Source organism: Affinirhizobium capsici (assembly GCF_977018625.1).
Map to the genome: position 1 here is coordinate 1,427,344 of NZ_CDRNXD010000004.1, position 24,112 is coordinate 1,451,455.

Annotated in this window: 19 protein-coding genes; 10 read left to right on the top strand and 9 right to left on the bottom strand. The window is 56.5% G+C overall.

From position 1 onward, the window contains the following. Positions 1-42: 42 nt before the first annotated feature. The gene (locus AC0JZ1_RS10305) at positions 43-1,458 is read right to left on the bottom strand and encodes an FAD-binding oxidoreductase (RefSeq protein ID WP_471882281.1); all 1,416 of its coding nucleotides are present in this window, start codon (positions 1,456-1,458) and stop codon (positions 43-45) included. Between the two features lie 312 nt (positions 1,459-1,770). On the opposite strand from AC0JZ1_RS10305, the gene AC0JZ1_RS10310 reads away from it, so the two are divergent. Then, a complete protein-coding gene (locus AC0JZ1_RS10310) occupies positions 1,771-2,337 on the top strand; it encodes a hypothetical protein (RefSeq protein WP_471882282.1) in 567 nt (188 codons plus the stop codon). Between the two features lie 11 nt (positions 2,338-2,348). On the opposite strand, the gene AC0JZ1_RS10315 is transcribed toward AC0JZ1_RS10310, so the two are convergent. Further along, a complete protein-coding gene (locus AC0JZ1_RS10315) occupies positions 2,349-5,507 on the bottom strand; it encodes an efflux RND transporter permease subunit (protein WP_471882283.1) in 3,159 nt (1,052 codons plus the stop codon). Further along, the gene (locus AC0JZ1_RS10320; protein ID WP_471882284.1) at positions 5,504-6,691 is read right to left on the bottom strand and encodes an efflux RND transporter periplasmic adaptor subunit; all 1,188 of its coding nucleotides are present in this window, start codon (positions 6,689-6,691) and stop codon (positions 5,504-5,506) included. Before AC0JZ1_RS10320 ends, AC0JZ1_RS10315 begins: the two co-directional genes overlap by 4 nt. A gap of 228 nt (positions 6,692-6,919) precedes the next feature. Between AC0JZ1_RS10320 and AC0JZ1_RS10325 the strand changes: the two genes are divergently transcribed. Together AC0JZ1_RS10325 and AC0JZ1_RS10330 are read left to right on the top strand one after the other, a co-directional pair. Then, the gene (locus tag AC0JZ1_RS10325) at positions 6,920-9,397 is read left to right on the top strand and encodes an ATP-dependent helicase (RefSeq protein WP_471882285.1); all 2,478 of its coding nucleotides are present in this window, start codon (positions 6,920-6,922) and stop codon (positions 9,395-9,397) included. A 15-nt stretch (positions 9,398-9,412) separates the two neighbouring features. Further along, a complete protein-coding gene (locus AC0JZ1_RS10330) occupies positions 9,413-10,558 on the top strand; it encodes an amidohydrolase (RefSeq protein WP_471882286.1) in 1,146 nt (381 codons plus the stop codon). A gap of 59 nt (positions 10,559-10,617) precedes the next feature. Here the strand turns inward: AC0JZ1_RS10330 and AC0JZ1_RS10335 are convergent, their stop codons facing one another. Continuing rightward, positions 10,618-11,997, bottom strand: coding sequence for a DUF2778 domain-containing protein (locus AC0JZ1_RS10335; protein ID WP_471882287.1), 1,380 nt, complete (start codon positions 11,995-11,997; stop codon positions 10,618-10,620). 287 nt (positions 11,998-12,284) lie between these two features. After that, the gene (locus AC0JZ1_RS10340; protein WP_471882288.1) at positions 12,285-13,511 is read right to left on the bottom strand and encodes a YeeE/YedE family protein; all 1,227 of its coding nucleotides are present in this window, start codon (positions 13,509-13,511) and stop codon (positions 12,285-12,287) included. A 193-nt stretch (positions 13,512-13,704) separates the two neighbouring features. On the opposite strand from AC0JZ1_RS10340, the gene pncA reads away from it, so the two are divergent. From pncA to AC0JZ1_RS10355, 3 genes are all read left to right on the top strand, one after another. After that, positions 13,705-14,331 carry a bifunctional nicotinamidase/pyrazinamidase gene (pncA, locus tag AC0JZ1_RS10345; RefSeq protein ID WP_471882289.1) on the top strand — a complete coding sequence of 209 codons (627 nt, stop codon included), beginning with the start codon at positions 13,705-13,707 and terminating at the stop codon, positions 14,329-14,331. A 75-nt stretch (positions 14,332-14,406) separates the two neighbouring features. Further along, entirely contained in the window at positions 14,407-15,117 is a 711-nt protein-coding gene (locus AC0JZ1_RS10350; RefSeq protein WP_471882290.1) for an AzlC family ABC transporter permease, read from the top strand. Beyond that, a complete protein-coding gene (locus AC0JZ1_RS10355) occupies positions 15,114-15,422 on the top strand; it encodes an AzlD family protein (protein WP_471882291.1) in 309 nt (102 codons plus the stop codon). The genes AC0JZ1_RS10350 and AC0JZ1_RS10355 overlap by 4 nt, the downstream gene beginning before the upstream one ends. A gap of 23 nt (positions 15,423-15,445) precedes the next feature. Here AC0JZ1_RS10355 and AC0JZ1_RS10360 read toward each other — a convergent pair whose 3' ends face one another. From AC0JZ1_RS10360 to AC0JZ1_RS10375, 4 genes are all read right to left on the bottom strand, one after another. Then, complete coding sequence (locus AC0JZ1_RS10360) at positions 15,446-17,275, bottom strand: aminopeptidase P family protein (RefSeq protein WP_471882292.1); 1,830 nt, start codon at positions 17,273-17,275, stop codon at positions 15,446-15,448. A 27-nt stretch (positions 17,276-17,302) separates the two neighbouring features. Further along, positions 17,303-18,184 (bottom strand): 50S ribosomal protein L11 methyltransferase, encoded by an 882-nt coding sequence (locus tag AC0JZ1_RS10365; protein ID WP_471882293.1) that lies wholly within the window; start codon positions 18,182-18,184, stop codon positions 17,303-17,305. A 184-nt stretch (positions 18,185-18,368) separates the two neighbouring features. Further along, positions 18,369-18,968: an SCO family protein gene (locus AC0JZ1_RS10370; protein WP_471882294.1), complete on the bottom strand. Its 600-nt coding sequence runs from the start codon at positions 18,966-18,968 to the stop codon at positions 18,369-18,371. 135 nt (positions 18,969-19,103) lie between these two features. Then, the gene (locus tag AC0JZ1_RS10375; protein ID WP_471882295.1) at positions 19,104-19,280 is read right to left on the bottom strand and encodes a hypothetical protein; all 177 of its coding nucleotides are present in this window, start codon (positions 19,278-19,280) and stop codon (positions 19,104-19,106) included. Positions 19,281-19,458: 178 nt separating this feature from the next. Between AC0JZ1_RS10375 and AC0JZ1_RS10380 the strand changes: the two genes are divergently transcribed. The 4 genes from AC0JZ1_RS10380 (at position 19,459) to rpmG (ending at position 23,691) form a co-directional block, all read left to right on the top strand. After that, the gene (locus AC0JZ1_RS10380) at positions 19,459-21,420 is read left to right on the top strand and encodes a methyl-accepting chemotaxis protein (protein ID WP_471882296.1); all 1,962 of its coding nucleotides are present in this window, start codon (positions 19,459-19,461) and stop codon (positions 21,418-21,420) included. 1 nt (position 21,421) lies between these two features. Then, positions 21,422-21,886: a chemotaxis protein CheW gene (locus AC0JZ1_RS10385; protein ID WP_377394797.1), complete on the top strand. Its 465-nt coding sequence runs from the start codon at positions 21,422-21,424 to the stop codon at positions 21,884-21,886. A 359-nt stretch (positions 21,887-22,245) separates the two neighbouring features. Further along, positions 22,246-23,430 (top strand): MFS transporter, encoded by a 1,185-nt coding sequence (locus tag AC0JZ1_RS10390; protein ID WP_471882297.1) that lies wholly within the window; start codon positions 22,246-22,248, stop codon positions 23,428-23,430. A 93-nt stretch (positions 23,431-23,523) separates the two neighbouring features. Beyond that, positions 23,524-23,691: a 50S ribosomal protein L33 gene (rpmG, locus tag AC0JZ1_RS10395; protein ID WP_015915679.1), complete on the top strand. Its 168-nt coding sequence runs from the start codon at positions 23,524-23,526 to the stop codon at positions 23,689-23,691. Positions 23,692-24,112 lie beyond the last annotated feature (421 nt).

Genomic DNA, 24,112 nt, shown 5'->3' on the forward strand with positions numbered 1-24,112 from the left:
TCACCCCTCACCCGGCACAAGTGCTTGAGGGCGTTTCCCCGTTCAATCTGTGCTGCGCAGGATCTTGCCGGGGTTGAAGATGTTGTTTGGATCAAGTGCCTGCTTGATAGACCGCATCAGCGAAAGCGAAGAGCCTGCCTCTTCTTCAAGAAAACTCATCTTGCCCTGACCTATCCCGTGTTCCCCTGTACAGGTGCCGCCAAAGGAAAGTGCCCGACGGTTAAGTCGTTCTACAAAGCCTTCCACCCGCTCGATATCAGCTGCATCCTTGTCGTTGAACAGCACCAGGACATGAAAGTTTCCATCTCCCGCATGACCGACAATGGGAGCGAGGAAATTGTTGGCAAGAATATCCTCATGGGTTTGCGCCACGCATTCCGCCAGCTTGGATATGGGAACGCAAACATCGGTGGACAGCGCAGACAGATCCGGCCGCAGTGCCCGAGATGCCCAATAGGCATCATGCCGCGCTTTCCAAAGCTTTGCCCGCTCTTGCGCATCCGCCGTGTAGCGGAAGCTTTCGCTGCCGCATTCTTCAGCAATCATGGCAAACTGAGAGGATTGAATGGCAACTGTTTCCTCAGTCCCATGAAATTCCAGAAAGAGCGTCGGCTTTTCTTCGTAAGAAAGACCTGAATAGGCATTGCAAGCCCGGATCTGCATTTCATCCAGAAGCTCAATGCGCGCGACCGGGATGCCCATTTGAATCGTCATGATGACAGCATCGCATGCAGCTTTCACGGAAGAGAAGGAACACACACCGCCACTAATTTTTTCCGGTATGCCTTGCAGTCGCAACGTGACCGACGTGATGACGCCGAGCGTTCCTTCCGAGCCGACGAAAAGCCTTGTCAGATCGTAACCAGCAGAGGATTTGCGTGCCCGAGTTCCGGTCACCACCTCTTCGCCGTCTGCCGTCACCACAGTGAGGGCAAGAACATTCTCTTTCATCGTGCCGTAACGCACGGCATTGGTGCCGGAAGCGCGCGTCGCGGTCATCCCGCCAATCGAGGCATTGGCACCAGGATCAATCGGAAAAAACAGCCCCGTATCCCGGAGGTAGATATTCAGCGCCTCGCGCGTTACGCCCGGTTCCACCGTCACATCCAAATCCTCTGGCGAAACGCGAAGAACCTTGTGCATACGGGAGAAGTCGATGGAAATGCCGCCGGAGGGGGCGTTGACCTGTCCTTCAAGAGAGGAGCCAGTGCCGAAAGGGATGACCGGCACGCCATGGGCCGCGCAGGCACGAACGACCTCCTTCACGTCATCGACATTTTCCGCAAAGACTACGGCATCCGGCAGCTGCGCGGTGAGGTAGGTGGTGGTGTGCGCATGCTGCTCGCGAAACGCCTGGCCGGTTTGAAGCTTTTCCCGCAGCGAGTTACGCAGCGTTTCAACCACCTTCGCGACCGCCTGCTCGTTTCGAGCACCTGGGCGCACATCTCTCAAAACCATGTCTCTTCCCTATCCTGACCAGCCAGATCAGCACACATTTTCAACCCTGTTGGTAGGTGAGGAAGACAAGCTTGTCCATCGCGGCGATCAGATACACCGTCATGTTTCGTTTACCTTCCACCAAGATACAATCTCAAGCTGAATTGCCGATGACCATTCGAGGCTTTAGCAAGCAGATGCTTTTCACGGTCGGATACACGACTGGATGCTCCTGTGGGACGGGCAGCAGTCTGCTGTCTTGAAGCATATTTCTACATACCGCCACACCATTTACCGCAGAAGACACGTAGTCTTAAGCTTCAGGATATTTCCATGAACGTTAGCAAGCTCGGCACCATTTTCAGCGTGATCGCGATCATCTCCGGTTGCCAGACGGCACCTGCACCAAACTCACCAGAAGCGCTGAAGAAGGCTGAATACGAACGGCTGGAAACGGCATCCGCCGTCGCCAATTGCAAACTCATCGTGCAGCTGGACAAGAAGCGAACAGCGCAAAACAAGGAAACATCGCCCTACACGCGCTGCCACAGCATACTTGCCAATAACAGCATTAAAGGCGGCGGCATACATCCGGCCAACTTCGTGCCCGACCTTGCTATAAATGGCATTCCCATTCCGCTTGGCGGCATGATGAAACTGGCTGTCGCTCTTGATCAAAAGGATCGGGAGAGCAAAGCTGGCAACGCCAACCTGCCTGCCTGGGCCGATAAAAACGAAGGCACCCGCCTGACATATCAGGTTCTGCTCTTCCAGAAATTTACGCCGGAAGAGATAGAACCCTTGAAGGCCAGCGCAGACTTCTCTGATGCGGCTCGCAAGAACCAGGAGGCCTTCAATTTCAAGAAAGCCAATCCAGGAATTGCATCAAGCGCAAGCTAGCCTCTGCACCTTCACTCCGCCGCCAGCAAGGGTTTCGTCTCTTGGTTGGCGGCGGGCTTGGTGGCTGTGACCAGTTCATCGTGCAGCCTCTGCTCCTCATGCGCATGCGGTTTGGCAAAGCGCGCCAGCAACAGATAAGCAAGCGGCGTGATGAACAGCGTCACCAGCGTTGCGAGCCCAAGACCACCGACAATGACCCAGCCGAGAGCGATACGCGCTTCGGCACCGGCACCTTGTGCCAACACCAGCGGCACACCGCCCAGGATCGTCGCAATCATCGTCATCATCACCGGGCGAAGACGCAGCTTGCATGCCTTTTCAATCGCCTCGCGCACCGCATAACCTTGATCTCGCAATTGATTGGCAAACTCCACGATCAGAATACCGTTCTTCGCCATGACGCCCACAAGCAGAACAAGACCAATCTGGCTATAGACGTTCAGCGACGAGCCGGTCAGCACCAGTGCGAAGACGGCACAGGCAAGCCCTAGCGGCACCGTGGTCATGATGATGATCGAAGAGAGAACGCTTTCGAATTGCGCCGCCAGCACGAGGAAAATGATGGCGATGGCAAAACCGAAGGTGATGGCCATGCCGCTGGAGTTCTCGCCCAATGTCTTGGCTTCCGCCAGCGGCATCAGCCTCGAACCCGGCGGCAGTAGAGGTTGGGCCAGCTCTTGCACTTGGCTTAAAGCCTCACCCAACGCCACCCCATCACCCAAGGCTGCGGAAATGGAAACAGACGCTAGTTGCTGTTCACGGTTCAGGCGAGGCGCAACGGCTCCCTCCTTCAGCGAGGCAACCGTTGACATCGGCACGATCTTGCCATCGCCTGTTCGCAGGAAGATGTTTTCCAGATCAGTTGGGTCATCAATAGGCTGCGTCGAGGACGAGAGTTTAACCGGCAGCGCTTCGCCGTCCACAAACACGTCTACGATAGAACGTCCTTCCAAAAGCGCCTGCATGGCGGTGGAAAGGCCGGTAATATCAATACCTAGATCGGATGCGCGTTCGCGGTTGATGGAAACGGATAACTGCGCTTGCGTCGGCTCATTATCAAGGCGCGGGGTCTGGAAGCTCGGGCTCTTTTCCATGGCCTGAACGAGCTTGATAGCGGCATCGGTAAGCTTTGTATGCTCGTTGCCAACGAGCGCAAATTGAAGACCGTTGCCCGCGCCGCGAATACGCAGACTGTTGGATTGGATAGCAAAGCCGCGAACCGCGGGCACCTTGGCGGCTGCGGCATTGATATCGGCAACTATTTCGTTTTGCGTTCGGGTCCTCTCGTCCCAGGGCGCGAGTGTCATGACCATGAAGCCGTTATTGGTGGAATTGCCCATGCCGGAAATAGAGAAGATGTTGCGGATCTCACCCGAATCCACCAGCGGCTGAAGGTTCTCCTCCACCCGGCGAAGCTGGTCTTGCGTGTATTCGAGGCTTACTCCTTGGGATGTATTGAGCCGCATGGAAACGAGCGAACGATCCTCCATCGGCGTCAGCTCACTTTTCACAAGGCCAAAGGCGACATAGGCCGCAGCGCCGAAAAACAGCGCAATTGCAATGACGATAACCGGCGCATTCAATGAAAAGCGCAGCATCCGCTCATAAGTGCTGGCGAACAGGTTACCGAAGTTCTGCAACATGCCTTTGGGCTCGGTCATTGGCTTGGTCAGCATCCGAGAAGCCAGCATGGGACAGAGCGTAAGGGCAGTGATGGAGGAAAGTGCAACGGCAAACGCCAGCACAAAGCCGAATTCGCGGAAGAGGCCGCCCAATTGTCCCGGCAGGAATGAGAGTGGGATGAACACCGCCGCAAGCGTGGCTGTCGTTGCCAGCACGGCAAAGAAGACCTCTTGTGTGCCAAGGATGGCAGCAGCACGCGGACCCATGCCTTCCGTTCGGCGGCGCACGATGTTTTCCAACACCACGATGGCATCATCCACCACGAGGCCCGTGGCCAGAACGATAGCAAGAAGGGTAAGAATATTGATGGAAAAGCCGACGAGATAAATTGCCGTCAACGTGCCGATCAGCGCCACCGGCATGGTGAGTGCTGGAATAAGGGTTGCTCGCCAGTCCCGCAGGAAGAGGTAGAGAACAATCACCACAATGAGCGCCGAAAGCCCAAGCGCCAGCTCCACCTCATGCAGAGCACCGCGAATGAAGACGGCATCATCGGAGGTAATGACAATGCGGGTGCCTTCCGGCAATGCCTTCTGCAATTCTCCAACCGCTGCCGCAACACCGGTTGAGATGTTCAAGGTGTTGGATTGCGCCTGACGGATGACACCAAGACCAACGCCCTGCACGCCATTAGACCGAAGCGTGGTGGTGCCATCATCGGCACCGAGATTGACATTAGCCACATCGCGAAGACGGATATTATCCTTGATCAGGACATTCTCGAAATCCTGCGGTGTTTCCAGATTGGCCGTTGCACGCACCACAATATCCTGTGTGCGGCTGGTGAGCGAACCGGCTGGCACATCAAGTGCTGCACTGGCCAAAGCATTCGACACATCGGCGACCGTCAGCCCGCGGCTGGCAAGAGCTGCCTGATTAAGATCGACACGGAAGATCTTTTCCTGATCGCCGTACATTTCAACGTCTGCAACGCCATCCACAGCGGCAATACGATCAATGATCTCATTGTCCACCAGGAGCGTCAGGTCTTCCATCGAAAGATTGGAGGACGTGACGGCCAGGCGCATGATGGGCTGCGAATCGGAGTCCGCCTTGACGATGCGCGGCTCGTCTGCATTGTCCGGCAGCTGATTGGCTACGCGGCCAATGGCATCGCGTACATCATTGGCAGCGACGGCAAGATCAGCAGTATCGCTAAATTCCATGGTGACGCGGCTGGCGCCAAATTGCGATTCCGACGAAAGCGCCTTGAGACCGCTGACACGCGCTACGGCACCTTCGATAACCTGTGTGAGCTCCTGATCGACTGTCTGCGGCGAGGCGCCTTCATAATCCGTGCGAACGGTTATGACCGGCTGGTCCACATCCGGCAATTCGCGCACTTCAACGCCAACAAAAGCTGCCAGACCCGCAACCACGATCAACGTGTTGATGACGGCTGCCAGAATGGGGCGGCGCACGAAGAGAGCGGTGAAGGTGGATTTCGCGCTATGCGCTCCGGCCTCGTGATTATCAGTCTCGCTCATCGGGTTTCAGCCTCCGCCACGCGCTCCGGCTCGCCTTGAATGCGCACAGCCTGACCTTCCCGCACACGTTGCAGGCCTTCCGTCACGATCTTGTCTCCAGCCTGAAGCTCTGCCTGAACGAGAACGGCATCCGGGTTTCGCTGGATCACGCTAACGCGCACCTTCTCAGACTTGCCCTCCCGAATTCGCCAGACATAAGCGCCTTCCGCATCCCACTGCACGGAGAGTGGATCGACTGCCGGATAATGATCGCCCCCGAAACGCATGGCGACCTGAAACGACATCCCCGCGCGCAAAAGATCAGTCGGGTTATCGATCCGGGCGCGAATGCGGAAAGTGCGGCTTGCCGCATCCACGCGGTTGTCGATGGAATCCACCTTACCCTTGAATACCTGTCCAGGGCGACTCATGGAGGTTGCCTCCACCTCAGCGCCTGGCTCCACCAGCGTGACGAACCGCTCCGGGGCATAGAAATCGACGAGAATTTCCGAACGATCATCGAGCGTTACAACACTCGTCTGGGTGGTGACGTTATCGCCCACGTTCACCGCCACAATGCCAGTAATGCCATCAATGGGGGCGAGGATGTTGCGACGCTTGAGGTTCAACTCCGCAGTGCTCACGGCAAGCTTGGCGGATTCCTCCGCAATCTGCGCGTCCAGCACATCAAGACGCGCTACGCTTTGCAGGTTCTTGTAGGAACTCGATTTCTCCTGGGCGCTACGAAGCGAAACCTGTGCCTTATCCCGCTCGATCAACTGCTCATCGTTATCGAGCCGCGCCAGCACATCCCCCTTCTTCACCTTCTGCCCGGATTTGACGAGGATCTCATCCACCGTGCCAGTGGCCTGCGGCATGACCACCACCGACTGGATCGCTTCCCCGCTGCCGATGGCACTCAGCCGATCATTGACTGTGCCGCTCTCCACCGGCCTCACCGCAACAAGCGTCGCCCGTGGGCCGCCCTGCCCGCCACTGCGTCGCGCTTGGCCTTGCTGGCCCGATGGAGTGGAAGCCTGCGCTTTCGCTTCATCGCGAACCTTCGGCTGGATCAGAGCAACTGCTCCTTCCGGCGCACCCATGCTGACCAGTGTGCGTGCTGCATCGGGACTGATGAAAATCCATAGGCATAGACCTAAGAACAGCACGACAGAACTGAGGAGCAATTGCTTCCAGATGCGCATTCAGACACTCCGGTTGAGGGATATCGCAAGTTTGCAAGTATCCTTATTTACGCCTTGTCAGACAACGCCGGATTACGAACCTTGCGAAATTGTAACGTGAATCCTAATCACGGCCGCGTGATGGCAATCACATCACCCTCTCCTTTCGATAACACTTCCTCTTGGAACTGGAATAAAACCAGAACATAGCCTATGGCCTTCTTTATTCGGAATCATTAGATTGGCCTGATGACAAACAGTTTCGATGACATTCCGTTCTTCGATGAAGAACCGGAGAATGCACCGCGCCGCAAAAATGCAGCTGCCCCTGCTGCTGCAGCGCCAGCAGGTGGCCTTGGCATTGCCGCACGCGCCATGGCCGCGCGTGATCAAAACCGTGCGCCGGATTATCTATCGGGTCTCAACCCTGAACAGCGCGAAGCCGTGGAATCCGCTGATGGACCGGTTCTCGTTCTGGCTGGTGCTGGCACCGGCAAGACCCGCGTTCTGACGACCCGCATCGCGCATATTCTAGCGACCGGCCGCGCCTTTCCTAGCCAGATCCTTGCTGTGACATTCACCAACAAAGCCGCGCGCGAGATGAAAGAGCGCATTGGCGTGCTGGTGGGTGGCGCTGTGGAAGGCATGCCGTGGCTAGGCACGTTTCACTCCATCGGCGTCAAGATACTGCGGCGCCATGCGGAGCTTGTCGGTCTTCGCAGCGATTTCACCATTCTCGATACGGATGACGTGATCCGCCTGATCAAGCAATTGATCCAGGCGGAGGGCATGGATGACAAGCGCTGGCCTGCCCGCCAGTTTGCCGGAATGATCGATGGCTGGAAAAACAAGGGCCTTACCCCGAAGGATATTCCGGAGGGGGATGCTCGCGCCTTCGGCAACGGTAAGGGCCGCGAGCTTTATGCCGCGTACCAGGCGAGGCTGAAAACGCTGAACGCCTGCGATTTCGGCGATCTATTGCTACACCCCATCGATCTGTTCCGCCGCAACCCGGACTTGCTCAAGGATTATCACCAGAAATTCCGCTACATTCTGGTGGACGAGTACCAGGACACCAACACGGCCCAGTATATGTGGCTGCGGCTTCTGGCCCAGAGGCCGAAGGATGTGCCGCAAAATGTGTGCTGTGTGGGTGATGACGACCAGTCCATCTATGGCTGGCGCGGCGCGGAAGTGGATAACATCCTGCGCTTCGAAAAGGATTTTCCGGGCGCTAAGGTCATCCGCCTTGAGCGCAACTATCGCTCCACAGAACACATTCTGGGTGCAGCGGGGCATCTAATTGCCCACAACGAAGGGCGGCTTGGAAAGACGCTTTTCACGGAACGCACCGATCCCGATGACGAAAAGGTGATCGTGCACGCTGCCTGGGATTCGGAAGAAGAAGCCCGCGCCGTGGGCGAAGAGATCGAGCAGCTTCAACGCAAGCAGCACAAGCTGAACGATATGGCGATCCTTGTGCGCGCCTCGTTCCAGATGCGCGAGTTTGAAGATCGGTTTGTAACGCTCGGCTTGAACTACAGGGTTATCGGCGGGCCCCGCTTCTACGAGCGCCTCGAAATTCGCGATGCCATGGCTTATTTCCGCCTCACCTGCCAGCCGGCGGATGACCTGGCGTTTGAGCGAATCGTCAACACGCCAAAGCGCGGTTTGGGCGATACTACCGTCCGCACACTGCATGATTATGCCCGCGCCCGCGATATTCCCATGCTGGCAGCTGCCGCTGACATTATCGAGACGGACGAATTGAAACCAAAGGCGCGCAAGGCGCTGTTCGATGTAATCCAGAGCTTCAAGCGCTGGAGCGAATTGTTGGAAACCACACCGCATGTGGAACTGGCCGAACAAATTCTGGAGGAATCCGGCTACACGGATATGTGGAAGAACGACAAGTCCGCAGAAGCCCCGGGCCGGCTTGAAAACCTGAAGGAACTCGTTCGTTCCATGGAAACCTTCGAGAGCATGCGCGGCTTCCTGGAGCATGTCTCGCTCGTCATGGATGCCGAGCAGAACGAGAATATGGATGCCGTCTCCATCATGACGCTACATTCCGCCAAGGGCCTTGAGTTCGAGACCGTATTCCTGCCCGGCTGGGAAGAAGGCCTATTTCCGCACCAGCGTGCGCTGGACGAAGGCGGCCGATCCGGCCTGGAAGAGGAGCGCCGCCTCGCTTATGTCGGCATTACCCGCGCCAAGCGTCGCTGCCATATCTGGTTCGTCTCCAACCGGCGTATTCATGGCCTGTGGCAATCCACCATGCCATCGCGGTTTCTGGATGAATTGCCGCCCATGCATGTGGATGTTGCGGAAAGCGATTCAGCCTATGGCGGCTATGGACGCGGCGGTTACGGCCAATCCCGTTTCGACAAGGCAGATCCCTTCGCCAACTCCTATTCCACCCCCGGCTGGAAGCGGGCGCAAGCGAACAAAAGCGACGCAACGCGCGACAATTGGGGGAGCCGCTCCGGGCACGCGGTCGAGCGCATCGGCTATGGCGAGAGCGGGCCGAAAGGCCGCACGATCGATGGGGAATTGGTGGCGAAATCAGTGGCGGCAACGCCCTCCCGCTTCTCAGTGGGTGACCGCGTCTTCCACATCAAGTTCGGCAATGGCAACATAGCTGCCATCGAGGGCAACAAACTCACCATCAACTTTGATAAAGCTGGAGAGAAGCGCGTTCTGGATGGTTTCGTTGAAAAGGTTTGAGAAGAGCCGCGGTCAATGACAGCGTCCGACACCGATCTCGCAGAACTCATACTGTGGCGGCGCAAGCTGCACCGGATGCCAGAAGTTTCCGGAGATGAAAAGGAAACCGCAGCCGAAGTGGTTCGCTTCCTTTCCACTTGCATACCGGATGACATCATCACGGAACTGGGTGGACATGGTGTTGCTGCAATTTTTCGAGCCCATGAACCGGGACCGACTGTCATGTTTCGGGCGGAACTGGATGCGCTTCCCATTCAGGAGATCTCAAAGATCCCGCATCGATCCGAGCGATCGGGCAAAGGCCATATGTGCGGCCATGATGGACATATGGCGATGCTGGCAGCCATGGCGCGACACTTCAAACGGGAGCGTCCACAAACAGGGCGCGTAGTCCTCCTTTTCCAACCAGCCGAGGAAACGGGAGCTGGCGCCGCTGCGGTTCTGGCTGATCCCAAATTCGCACCGATTACGCCGGACTTCGCCTTTTCGCTTCACAATCTACCTGGTCTTCCACTCGGGCATAGCTGGATTAAAGCCGGGCCTGCTGCTTGCGCGTCATGCGGTCTCAAAATCAGCTTTTCCGGCAAGACAGCCCATGCGTCGCAGCCAGATAAGGGTATTTCCCCCGCACCGGCGATAGCTGATCTGATCCCTGCCCTCAGCAGTCTCAGCAGCGGCAGCATCGAAACCGAAGATCTTGTTCTGCTCACCATCACTCACGCCAAGATTGGCGAAGCGAGCTTCGGTATTGCACCAGGTGACGGCGAATTATGGGTGACGTTGCGGACAGTGACCGATGGCGGAATGGCGCAGCTGAAGAATCGCGTGGAGACCATGGCCTTGGAGGCGGCCACGCGCCACGGACTTACGACCAGCTTCAGTTACGAGGATGAGTTCTACTACAGCGCAAATGATGAGGAGGCTGTTCAGATCATCCGTCGCGCGATGGATGATGAAGACCTGCCCCATGAGGATGGCTTAATCTTCCGCGCTTCGGAAGACTTTGGACGATTTGGGGCTGTGTCGAAATCCGCCATGTTCTTCCTAGGCTCCGGCGGAAACCAGCCTGCCCTGCATAACCCGGATTACGATTTCCCCGACGCGCTTATCCCCGTAGGCTCCCGCATCTTTCTGCGGATCGCTAAAAATCTTCTTGGCTGAAACAACAACGCCCCGGATTATCCATCCGGGGCGTTCTTGTTCGATGCGAGCTGGGCAAGTTAGCCATCGCCCTTGAAATAGTCAGCCAATGTGCGGCGTGCGCCGGTGCTTTCATTGCCGGAAGCGGAAACAGTCGTGGCTGCGGAACCGCCGCCTTTTATGTTCAGCTTGCGAAGTGCAGTGGCCGGGATAGTGCCGTTATGACGGTCCACAATGATCATGTGGGTCACTTCTCCACGCTGGAACGCCTTCAAAAATTTGTCGTAACTTGCAAACGCCACGCAACCATGCGAGTCGCCGCGCGTTCTCAAGAGGTAGCTGTGAGCGAGAAGCCCTGTGCGCCCGAGCGGGTTAACGCCGTCTGTCGGCGTCAGGCGGATAGCAGCGACACCGTGGAACAGCTTTTCGCGCATGGAGAGGCGATAGGTTCCGGGAGGTGTTGGGCCGCGCATTTTTACGTGCGTGAATTTGGGATTATCCCGCATCTCGCCGATGCCGGAATGCGCTTCCAGTTTTTCACCGTTCGGCATGTGAACAACACCGTTGGTGATGTCGTAAACCGCGACCTTCAAACCACCCGTGCCGCGGTCCGGCCACGGAACACTTCGTGCAGGGCTTTCCTTCAGCGGATTCTCAGGCTTGGCAAAGGCAAGCGCTTTTGGTGCCACTTCCTCTTCGTCATCCTCTTCCAAGGCTGCAGGCTTCACCGAAGGCTTGGCTACATTTGCAGGCGCTAGAGCCAAAGCAAGGGCATTCGCTGGCGGGCGACGGATCGGGAGTGGACCTGCCATCGGCAGGCCATCATCCGAATCGGCTTCCATGGCTCCAGCGACAGCAAGTTCTGCCGGGCTCTGGAGGTCGGCCACCTCTACAGCACCGTCATCAGCATTGCCCTTTGGCGCAGCGTCCCATGCAGTCTGTGTTGGCGGCGCAATGATGACGGTTTCTTCGAGAGCAGCCGTCAAGACAGACTTCAGTTCCTCGCTTGTTGGGCGCTTCGCAGCCAATGCGGCGAACTGCTTATCAGCTTCGGCCTTGGCGAGAGCGGCAGCAACGCCGGATTTCACCGCCTGTTGTGCGGGAACCTGAGCATTTAAATAGGCGACATGCACACCTTCCAGTCGGGCAGTCTTTTCAGCTGCACCGCCGCCAAGGCGTGAGAATTTCGAGATTTTCAATGCACGCTCTGCAGCGGATAACTGGGCGGCGACAATTGGCTTCAGGTCCAGCGAGGCGCGGAGCTGATGAGAATACTCCATGGGCTTGATCCCGCCCATGCCTTGCACCGTTGCAAGAGCACCCATCATCCAGCAGCCGACGGCAAGACCGGCGCCTAACGCGAGAGTTCCCTTAATGAGACCGTGAGCGGCAGAGGCCTGAGGCTTGCGGCGCCGTGAAGATTTTTGAACGGTACGAACCGTTTCGAATGCCACTGCCATGATACGCGTCACCCTTTACCCGCTACTCGAAGAACCGGCGAATACTGATCTACGCCGGGATACGAACTCCGGCTCGCCTCGCAGCCCGAGTGGGTTTCGCGATTCATATTAGCCAGATGCGGATAAGGATGACGAATTATGGTAACCAATGTGTTTACAGGGCCCCCTCAGAGTTCAAGTTCGCATTACAAAGGGATACCGCCGGAAGTTTAGCAGAATTGCGGCAAACCAGTGGCAGAGGCTCTAAATCGCCGCAAATCGACAACTCCCGGTGGTTTATTTGCCTTTTATCCGTCCGATTTCAGGACAGATGTGCGTTCAAAAAAGAACCAAGGACGAAGACGAACTCCGATCACATTTCCGGCAAAAGCCGCAATGGCCCAAAGATAACCATGCAAACTGCCCGAAGCGATTCCGGAAAAATAGGCGCCAATGTTGCAGCCGTAAGCGATTCGCGCGCCATAGCCGAGCAGCAGACCGCCAACCACGGCAGCCAGCACGGACCGCAGCGGAATATCCAGCGAAGGTGCAAATCGGCCCGCGAGGGCTGCGGCCAGCATGGCACCGGCAATGATACCGAAGTCCATGATGCTCGTTACATCCGCGAACACACTCTGCGACAAAGCTTTGGCATTACCCGGTGTTTGCCAATAGGCCCACTGCGTGGGATCGATGCCGATGAGTTGAGCGCCTTTTGCACCCCACAGCGCAAATGCCGATGTGATACCCCAAGGGCGGCCAGCAATAGCGAGCGTGAGAAAGTTCAGGGCGACAAGGGCAAGTGCACCGGCGACCAGCGGCCATGGGCCGCGAAGGTAGCGCTGCAATCCATGACGTGGTGACGATGGCTCCTGCTCAAGGCTGCCTCTGCGCTTTCGCTCTACAACAACGGTTACGGCTGCAATGGCTGCAAAGATCGCCAGCGAAACGGCGATGCCACCCCAAGAGCCGAAGGTCTGCCAAAGAGCTGTCGGCGGAACGGATGGCAGGCTCAGCCACCAATCGAAATGGATCGTGCCCAGCAAAGAACCGATGATGAAGAATAGCAGAGTTACCAGCATTCGCGCATTACCGCCGCCTGCGGTGAACAGAGTGCCAGATGCACACCCCCCACCCAACTGCATTCCAACACCGAACATGAAGGCGCCCGCAACCACGCCAAGACCAGCCGGTGAAATATTACCCTTCACCTCGTGTCCGAAAAGTGTGCCAGACGACAGAAAGGGGAAGAAGAGCAGAACAGCCAAGGCAAGCAGCAGCATCTGCACCCGCAAGCCCCTACCCCGACCTTCTGCAATAAAGACGCGCCACGCAGAGGTGAAGCCAAAGGCTGCATGATAGAGCGAAATGCCCAGTCCGCCGCCAATGAGGAAAAGCGCGCCATGCGCCGGGCCATAGAGGGCACCGAGGGCCAAAGTGCCCGCGACAAGAACCAGCAAGGCCGCGACACCCGGCGCACCGAGCGGCGGCAGACTGGATGCCTGCGGCACGGAAGACGTGGAAGCAATAGACATGATAATCTCCTGATATGACCCAAGATGTAGGGCGAATGCGGGCCCGCGACGAGGAACCCTGTTCCATCTTGCGCAACGCAGGAGAAAAGACGTTCTCCCTAAGGTTCTCAGAATCTTGCAAGGCGCTTAAGGGTTGATCCGACGCGCGCGGCTTGGCATGCTCACTGTTGAAAAGACAGCATAGGAGCGCCAGATGCGGGCTTTGTTACTCATAGACCTACAAAACGGCTTCTGCCCCGGTGGTCATCTGCCTGTGCCGGATGGTGACGCAGTGGTGCCGATTGCCAACCGCCTCATGAATGATGGTCCCTATGACCTGATCGTCGCCTCTCAGGATTGGCACCCGGCCAATCATGGGAGTTTTGCCTCCCAGCATGCCAATAAAAAGCCGTTCGAGATGGGAGAACTCTCCGGGAAGCCGCAGGTGATGTGGCCGGATCATTGCGTACAGGGAACGCAAGACGCCGATTTTCATCCCGATCTCGAGGTGGAGCACATCGACCATATCCAGCAAAAGGGAGAAAATCCCGCTGTCGATAGCTACTCCGCATTTCGCGATAATGATCAGGCAGCGGTGACCGGATTAGCCGGTTATCTTAAAGCCCAGCTTGTCACAGAGCTTGATATCTGCGGTTTGGCGACAGATTACTGCGTGAAGTTTTCCGCCCTTGATGCACGCGACATGCTGCCCGGTGTGAAGGTTCGCTTCATTGAAGATGCGAGCCGCGGCATTCATGCGGCCGATGTAAAGACTGCCATTGAGGAGATGCGGGCGGCGGGCATACACATCTGCAAAAGCACTGATATCCTATCGGACTAAGCCATTCCTGCGGTTGATCGGCCTTGCCGCTACAATCGAAACTGCTTAAACGCTGCGCATGAGTGAGGTTTCTCCATGTGCAGTACAGCATTTCTACAGGGGCTACGGTCCGGCCTGATCGTTGCCTTGTCCACCACACCCTTTGGACTTTTGTTCGGCGCAATCGCCGTGGATGGAGGGATGGGTCCGCTTCAGGCGACCTTTATGAGCGCCGTCATCTTTGGGGGAGCAAGCCAACTGGTGGGCGTGCAGCTTTTCGGTTCACATGTTCCGGCCTGGCTGATTGTGCTGTCTGTGTTTGCCGTAAACTTCCGCCACATTCTCTATTCTGCGGCCATGGCACCGCTCGTTTCCAGCTTTAACCCTTTGCAGAAGGCCGTGGGCTTCTTCTTCCTCACCGACCCGCAATTTGCCGAATCAGCTGAGAGGAAGGATCGAACAGGCAAGCTTGAACCCAGTTGGTATTTCGGCGCAGCGATCATAATTTATATCGCCTGGGTTGGCAGTTCAGCCCTTGGCGCCATCTTCGGCCAGCTGATTGGCAATCCGGCTGCCTGGGGCTTTGATGTTCTGTTGCCGGTCTATTTCCTCGGTCTCGTGATGGGCTTTCGCAGACGTCCCCTTTTTGTTGCCGTCGTTCCGGTAAGCGCAATCGCTTCGATCATAGGAATGCATACGGTGGGCTCGCCATGGCATGTCAGCATCGGTGCACTGGCTGGCATTGTTGCGGCCCTTCTGCTTCACAAACCAAAGCCAGCCGATACGCATGAGGGAATGAAAACATGACTGCCGATTTGCGGATGGGCCTCATCATTCTTGCTGCTGGCGTGGCAACGTATCTCACGCGCGTTGGCGGCTATCTGCTCGTCAGCAATATCAAGAACATGCCGCCGCGGCTGGAGACGGCGCTCAACGCCGTCCCTGCTGCGGTTCTCACCACCCTTGTTGCTCCCGCGTTCTTCGACGGAGGAATGGACCTGAAGGCCGCCATGCTGGTGGCGCTGCTGGTTGGCTTTAGAAGCCACGGCATTCCTCTCATCATCGCAGGATGGGGAACGGCGCTGCTGCTTCGCCATTTCTGGTTGGGTTAAAACAGCGCCCTATCCGCCTGGCTTCAAACCGGCTGCGTGGCCTTTTCAAGCCACGCCAGAACGTCAACCTCCGAAATGAGCGGCGATAGCTTTTTGCGAACCTCGGCGTGGTAGCTGTTCAACCAATCACGCTCGTCTGCCGTCAACAGTTCTGGCAGTACCAGCCGCAAATCGATGGGGCACCATGTCAGGGTTTCAAAGCCCATCATGGGCAGATCACCGCCCTCGATTGGCGCGGGTTCCGTTACGTAAATAAGGTTTTCAATGCGTATGCCGAACGAACCGGGGCGATAATAGCCTGGCTCGTTGGAAAGAATCATTCCCGGCAGGAATTCCTGGGTAGAGAGCCGTGCGATACGCTGCGGACCTTCATGCACAGAGAGGTATGAGCCAACACCGTGGCCAGTCCCGTGCGCATAATCGGCCCCCGCCTTCCAAAGCGCGATACGCGCCAGAGGATCGAGATCGCAACCCCGCGTTCCTTTCGGAAAGCGTGCTGCGGAAATGGCAATGACGCCCTTCAACACCAGAGTGAAGAAACGTTTCTGCTCCTGCGGCACCGCGCCAATCGCAACCGTGCGCGTAATATCCGTGGTGCCGTTTATGTATTGCGCCCCGGAATCGATGAGAAACAGTTCGCCGGGCAAGAGCTTGCGATCGGTCTCGGTCGTTACCCGGTAATGAATAACAGCCCCATGTTCGCCAGCACCGGAAATCGTATCGAAGGAAATATCCTTCAGCGGGTTCTGCATAGACTGGCCGATTTTGGCTCGGAAGGCTTCCAACTTCTGCACGCTTTCAATCTCTGAAATCGTGCCTGGCTGCTGCTGGTCAAGCCAGTGAAGAAAGTGGACCATGGCCGCACCATCCTGCACATGCGCCTCAGCGGAACCGCGAAGCTCTACCGCGTTTTTGACAGCACGGGGCAAGCGGGCGGGATCGATTGCTTCGACTGCCACACCCCCATTGCTTTCAATCGTGTAGCTCAAAGCCAAAGGCGTGCTCTCGCCATCGACGAGAATACGCTCGCCATCGCGGCTTACTGCGGCAAGACGCTCGATGAGCTGCTCAGGAGCGGAAATCGTTGCCAGTGAGGCAAGATGCTCTCGCGCCTCACCCGCCAGCTTTCGCTGATCAATGAAAAGCTCGGTCTCACCAGTCGCAGCGATAATTGCGCGTGCCAGAGGATGCGGCGTGTGCGGCACATCCTGTCCACGAATGTTGAAAATCCAGGCGACAGAGGATGGATCGGTGACCAGCAATGCTTTCGCGTTTTTAGCGGTCACGGCCTTGGCCATCTGCGCTATCTTTTCGCTTGCGGGCTGCCCCGCATGTACATCCTGCTGGACCGTGACGGCACCGACCGGCTCAGCCGGACGGTCTGTCCAGATCATATCGAGCGGATTGCGATCCAGAAGCACCAGAGAGCCACCGCATTCCTCGAGCGCCTTTACCAAGCGTTTGACTTCAGCGCCCGCATGGAGCCACGGATCGATACCGAGGCGAAAGCCCCGCGGTGCGTTTTCAGAAATCCAGACATGAGGCGGTTTGCCGACCAGATCCCCGGCAGTGAAGGTGGCTGCATCCACTTGCTGAACAACCTGCGTCGTATAGCGCCCGTCTACGAAGACCACCGCCTCCTGCCGCATGATCAACGCCATGCCTGCAGAGCCCGTAAAGCCGGTCAGCCACGCTAAGCGCTCAGCGGAGGCGGGAACATATTCGCCCTGATATTCATCCGCACGCGGCACCAGGAAGCCATCGATGCCGAGCCTATCGAAATGCTCGCGAAGAGCCGCCACGCGGGAGGGTCCGGCTTCTGGGCTGGAGGTGGTGTCGAAGGTCTGGAACATGCGGATGTCTTTCGAATGTAAAGCTGTTCAGTGGCCGTGACGGAAGTGGATCGTAACCCAACCATTGCGCCAGATGGTGCGCACATGGCCGAGGCCGGCACCGCTATAGGCAGAAATAACCTTCCACCGCTGCGATGCAAGAATACCCGACAGGATGACGTCACCGCCGGGAGAAAGATGTGTCACGAGCTGCGGCGCCATTTTGATGAGCGGGCGCGCGAGAATATTTGCGATGATGAGATCGAACGGCCCGTGTGTATTGAAGGCAGGTGAATGAAAGCCGGGAGCCGTCACGAAATCAAGACCGGAGACGATACCATTGAGTTTTGCGTTTTCTCTGGCAACTCGTGTTGCAATTGGATCGATATCCGTCGCCAGGACCGGAATAGGCTTGAGCTTGCGAACTGCAATCGCCAGGACGCCACTGCCAGTACCGAGGTCGAGCGCGTTGCGGGGAGCACGCGCCCGCACAACACCTTCAATTACCTCCAGGCAGCCTGCTGTGGTGCCATGATGCCCCGTGCCAAAGGCTTGGCCCGCATCGATTTCTATGGCCAGATCACCGGACTTCACCTTGTCGCGATCGTGAGAGCCGTGAACCAGGAAGCGCCCTGCCCGCACAGGCTTCAGCCCCTCGAGCGACTTGGCGATCCAGTCAATATCGGGAAGCACCTCCCGTTCGATTTCAATCGCTGGATAGGCCTCCTCCAACACTTCCTTGAAGCGCTGACGCACCTCATCCTCTTCGGCAAGCAGCATATAGATAGAGGCTTCCCAACGATCGGCCTTTTCATCGATTTCCGTCGTGCCGATCGCGTAGTCTTCTTCACCAAAGCAGAAAGAGAGCCTTTCCAGAATGTCTTCGGATTCCCGCTCGGTGACAGTTACGAAAAGGCGTAGTTCGCTCACGGGCCAAGATCTTTCTGCGATGGGACACAGCCGCGCTCTTGAACAGAGAGAAGCAAGCGTCTGTGTAGAAATCAATCGTCAAGCGCCAGGCAGCAATGAGCAGCCGCCCCGTGCACTTGATACTCAAGCAGCAGCAATGCCACAAAAGCTTCCCGCGCTTCAAGCGCGGAAAGACCAAGTACAGTTAGCCTTTGATGAGGTTTTCCAGCTTTTTCATCGCGGTATCGGGATTTTCGCCATAGGCGATTGTGCCAGAAAAGCGCCCGCCATTGTTCAAGAGAAACACGGATGCGGTATGGTCCATGGTGTAGTCGCCATCAGGATTCTTTTCATCAACAGGCACCTTGCGGGCATAGACGCGAAAACCCTTGATGACTTCAGCGACCCGGTCTGGCGGACCGGAAATCCCTGTTACGCGGTCCGTAACGTTGGAAACGTAGCTCTTCAACAGCTCAGGCGGATCGCGTTCCGGATCGACCGTAATGAAGTAGGCGTTGATCTTGTCGCCATTGGGATCAACTTTGTGCAGCCAGCCATTCAATTCGAACAGAGTGGTTGGGCAGACCTCCGGGCAGTGTGTAAAGCCAAAGAACAAAGCGGTTGGCTTTTGTTGAAATGCCTTCTCCGTGATCGGTTCGCCGGTTTGTGAAACCAGTTGGAACGGTACTCCGAAAGGTCCCTCAGCAATCTGCTGGTTGTTGCGCGTTACCTCAAACGTCAGCCACCCCAGAAGAACTGCCATGCACACCACAGCAACCCAGAGCACGATTCGCACATTTCGCATAACGACCTCACTACTGCCGTGATGCCACTTTGGCGCGACAGCACTCATTCCAGATGACGTAAACTAGATAGTCTGGCCAGACCTCGCAATGGATTCTCTTATCTCTGCGTACATGTCGCGCGATTTTGTCTCAGGCTACATGCACCACGCGGCGAGACTATCGGCCATTGCCAGAAATATGGCCGATCCGTTGATAACCCATCCGTAGAGACCGAGTGCGAGCAGTGAAAGGCAAAGCGTTACCCCCAGCAAAGCCGCCAAACGACCAAGCTTTGAAGAAGCGGCATTTTCAGCTTTTGTCGAAGTAATCATGAGTAATTTTTAGCAGTATGAGCAAGTTTACATTTAGCGAATGATTAACGCGTTGCTGCCATTTTTATCTAGAGCAGAACGGGTCATCGATTCTCTTGGCCTGCGAGACAGCCGCACTGATCATATCAGCCTTGCCGATAAGAGCCAATCATACATTATACGGAGATCGGTTGACACGATGGTGAATCCAGCAGGTAAGCAGGGAATAACAGTCAACCAGAGATTGTTGACGCTAGGTATCGCGGCATTTATCGGCATGGGCTCGGTCATCGGTGTTGGCTGGTACGAACAGTCGTTGGCCCAGCGCAGTCTCGACACTGCATCCAAGGTGCGTGAGCTCGCGAGTAAGGCAGATACCCTTCATTCAGCTTCGCTCGAATTGGCTTTGGCGGCAATGGACACCATCATCGATAGAGATGAAGGCGTTGTTCACCCGGAACGTCTTCAAAAGATGAAGGAAACTGCTGCGTTGCTGCAAGCATCATCCAAGGATGTTTCCGAACTTGCCGCCGCCATCAATATGCCGGAACTTGCGAAAAATTACACGAAGCTCGCCGGTGACATGGGACGCCAGGTTGGAGTTGAATTGCCGCAACTTGTCGTCAACCGGGCACCAGAAGAGGATTTTTCAAAAATCGACGATGTCATTGATGAAAGCGGTGACAAGTTGACGGAGATGGTCGGCCAGCTTTCCGATGAAGGAAAAAAACTGGCTGACTTAAAGATCCAGGAGGCCGAGAACAAGGCGTCGGAAAGTTTTCTGATACAGTTACTCTGCGGCAGCTTGGCCATGGCGCTCGTCGGCCTGCTTCAGTTTACGCAGGGCAATGCCATCCGGCGCGCTCTGTCCGGAATCGCCAGCAGCATGCGGCGTATTGCTGACGGAGACTGTGATACGCCGGTTCAAGGCACTGAGGGTCGTGATGAACTTGCCTCCATGGCTCGCAGCACGGAGCGCTTCCGCTTGGCATCGCTTGAAAAGATGCGATTGGAACAACAGAGCGCCATCGACCGCGACCGCATGGAAGTTGAAGGGCGAGAACGACTGGCGAGCCAGCAGGCCGATTCTGACGCTATCCGCTTTGCAACTCAATCGCTGGCCGAAGGCCTTACGAGGTTGCGCGACGGTGATCTGAGTGTTGAACTGACCCAACCCTTCCGATCCGATCTCGAGCCGATTCGAGCTGACTTCAACCGCCTGACGGAGCAGCTTCGCACCGTCATGCAGGAAATCAATCAAAGCTCATCTTCAATTCAGGCCAACTCCCAGCAAATGCGTTCCGCGGCAGATGATCTGGCCAAACGCACCGAACAGCAGGCCGCTTCACTGGAAGAAACCTCTGCGGCACTGGAGCAGATCACCCGCACCGTTCGCACGGCGACCGAGCGCGCGGAGGGAGCAAGCAAGATGGTCAGCAACGCCAAGGACTTCGCTGAAAGCTCATCTCAGGTGGTGAACGATGCGATGGCTGCAATGGAGCGCATTGAGCAAGCCACAGGCGAGATCGGAAAGATCATCAACGTTGTCGATGAAATCGCCTTCCAGACAAACCTGCTTGCGCTTAACGCTGGCGTTGAGGCGGCGCGTGCCGGAGAAGCAGGCAAGGGCTTTGCCGTCGTTGCTCAGGAGGTTCGTGAACTTGCTGGCCGCGCTGCGGGGGCCGCCAAGGACATCAAGGCGCTGGTGACGCGTTCCAGCACAGAAGTGCACACAGGTGTGGAGCTTGTGAGGGCCACAGGTGACGCTCTTCATCGAATTGGTGACGATGTTCTAAGAATTAATGACGACGTTAGCGCAATCGTAACCTCGGCGCGCGAACAATTCACGGGACTATCGGAAATCAATTCCGCCATAGGCCAAATGGACCAGACGACGCAGCAAAACGCAGCAATGGTTGAGGAAACCAACGCATCGAGCCACACACTGGCATCCGATGCCGAAACCCTCAGCCGCTTGATGCGCCAGTTTCGTGTTGAAGGCAGTCGTCCCGCTAGCATGCAAGCGCGGGATGCAGCCCCGATCCATAGATCATCTCCCGCTCGCAGCCTGATGAACCGGGTTGCAAGTGCCATCACCACCAGCAGCTCGGCCGCGAGAGCCATCGCGTCTGACACAAGAGAGAAATGGGAAGAATTCTAACATGTCGAACGCCATCAAACAGTCCGGCGCCTACCTCGAAATTGTATCCTTCCATCTGGGCGACCAGGAGTTCTGCATTGACATCATGGCAATCCGCGAAATTCGCGGCTGGGCTCCGGTCACTCCAATGCCGCATACGCCGCCATATGTTCTGGGGCTCATCAACCTTCGTGGTGCCGTGATCCCGGTCATCGACATGGCCTGCCGCCTCGGCATGAAGATGACTGAACCTTCGGAACGTGCAGCAATCATCGTCACAGATATCGCTGGCAAGCTTGTTGGCCTCCTCGTGGAGCAGGTTTCCGACATGATGACCATTCGTTCGGAAGATCTGCAGTCCGCACCGGAAATTATTCCGGAAGCACAGCGCGCCTTCTGCCGTGGCATCGTGGCTCTTGAAAAGACCATGGTCTGCTTCCTCAACCTCGATACCGTAATTGCGGACGAGCTGGCACAGGCAGCCTGATTGTCAAAATTCTGCTGCTGATGGCACCGCCCTGGTTCGCAAGAGCCGGGGCTTTCGCCGTTCCTGCTTCCAATCTGCTGATCTTCCACCACAATAATCTCTCGGCCAGGATGATCTGCTGTTTGCCACATTCTCCTGCCAAACAGCCGCAGGTCAGAACTCCTCAGCCTGAATGACACGAACCCGTCATCGGCGGCCTCTACAGGGGCATGAAGAGTACTGAACTCCCTGTGGCTTATCTTTTTGCCGATGCCGCTTCACCAGCGCGCATTTGCGAACTATACCCACTGCGGCTCTCGGATGATGTCAGAAACAGCGCAAACGGCTTACATATGGATTCGCACTCAAAGGATCGTCGAATGTCTCACACGGATGATGGCGCATACGGCTTTCCCGAAGAAATTCATTGGCCCTCATTGGTCGCTGCTATTTCCGCCATCAGTGCAGTTGGCATCGCAATCGGCCTCGGCCTGCCGTTGCTGAGCGTCATTCTCGACAAGCGCGGCATTTCGTCCACACTCATTGGCCTGAACTCCGCCATGGCGGGCCTCGCTGCAATGATAGCGGCGCCTATCACGACCAAACTGGCGCACAGCTTCGGCGTAGCGCGCACTATGCTTTGGGCCGTTGTGCTTGCAGCGATCAGCGCACTCGGCTTTTATTATGCCACCCACTTCTGGATGTGGTTTCCTTTGCGCATTGCCTTTCACGGTGCGACAACGACCCTCTTCATTCTCTCTGAATTCTGGATCAATGCCGCCGCTCCTCCCCGCAGGCGAGGACTCGTACTTGGCATTTATGCAACGGTTCTTGCCGTCGGCTTTGCGATCGGGCCGCTAATCTTTTCCAAAATCGGCAGCGAGGGCCTGCTTCCATTTGCGGTTGGTGCCTGCGCGATCATGCTGGCTTTCGTCCCGATCTACATCGCCCGCAATGAAAATCCGGTTCTTGATGAAAAACCGCAGAAGCATTTCCTGCGCTATATCCTGCTCGTTCCGATGGCTACCGCTGCTGTCTTCGTATTTGGTGCTGTAGAAGTGGGCGGCCTCTCGCTCTTCCCCATTTACGCAAGCCGTTCCGGTCTCGAAGAAGGTCATGCCGCACAATTGCTGACGGTTATGGGAATCGGCAACATGGTTTTCCAGATCCCGTTCGGCATGATTTCCGACAAGCTGAAGGATCGCCGCCCCATGCTGTTCTTGATGGCCGTGGCTGGCCTTGCAGGTGCTCTGGCCCTTCCCTACCTTGTTCACCACTGGTGGCTTATGGCAGCACTGCTGCTGGTCTGGGGTGGCTGCGTATCGGGTCTCTACACGGTGGGGCTTGCCCATCTCGGTTCGCGACTCAAGGGATCTGATTTGGCAGCAGCTAATGCTGCTTTCGTTTTCTGCTATGCAGTTGGCACGGTGGCAGGCCCACAGGCTATCGGCGTCTCCATCGATTTCACCGGTACGGATGGCTTCGCATGGGCTTTGGCGGGATTCTTTGCCCTATATGTGGTGATATTCATTGTTCGAACGGTTTTGAGTCGAGATCGGACTTGACTTTTCGGGCGCGATTTGTAGTTTCGCGCCAGATTTCGCCGTGGACAGCCCTCAGGCATCCGCGGCTTGATTTTTATTAGAGGCAGGAAGACCATGGCGAAAGCTACGACCATCAAGATCAAGCTGCTGTCGACGGCCGATACCGGTTTCTTCTACGTCACGACGAAGAACAGCCGTACGATGACGGACAAGATGACAAAGACCAAGTACGACCCGATCGCTAGAAAGCATGTCGAGTTCAAGGAAACGAAGATCAAGTAATTGATCTTCCGATCTCAAAAAAGGCGCGGTGCCAATGGCCCGCGCTTTTTTTATGTCTGCGGTTGGACAAGGCCGGCTGTTGATGAAACACGCCGTGCACAAAGCGCAAAGCAAGTTGGCGTGGCCTGTTTTAACGCACATTCTCTGGGCCGGCTGTAGCAAGGCCTCAAACAAGATATTTTTGGTGGGAGAATTGGGGGCCGGTCAGCATGCAAAGCGGCACGAGGAACCACTGATGAAGCATGCCGACCGACCGACCCCACGACCCAGGAGATGCGGCGGACCTGAGCATCATGGGGTATTGCAGTTCCTGTCAGGAACATATTCCGCTGAAGGCAAAATCGCGTAAAAGCGCAAAGAAATCAACCCAATCTTAACCAGCAGCCAAAATGCCGCGCGACATGGTTAAAACCTGAGTTTT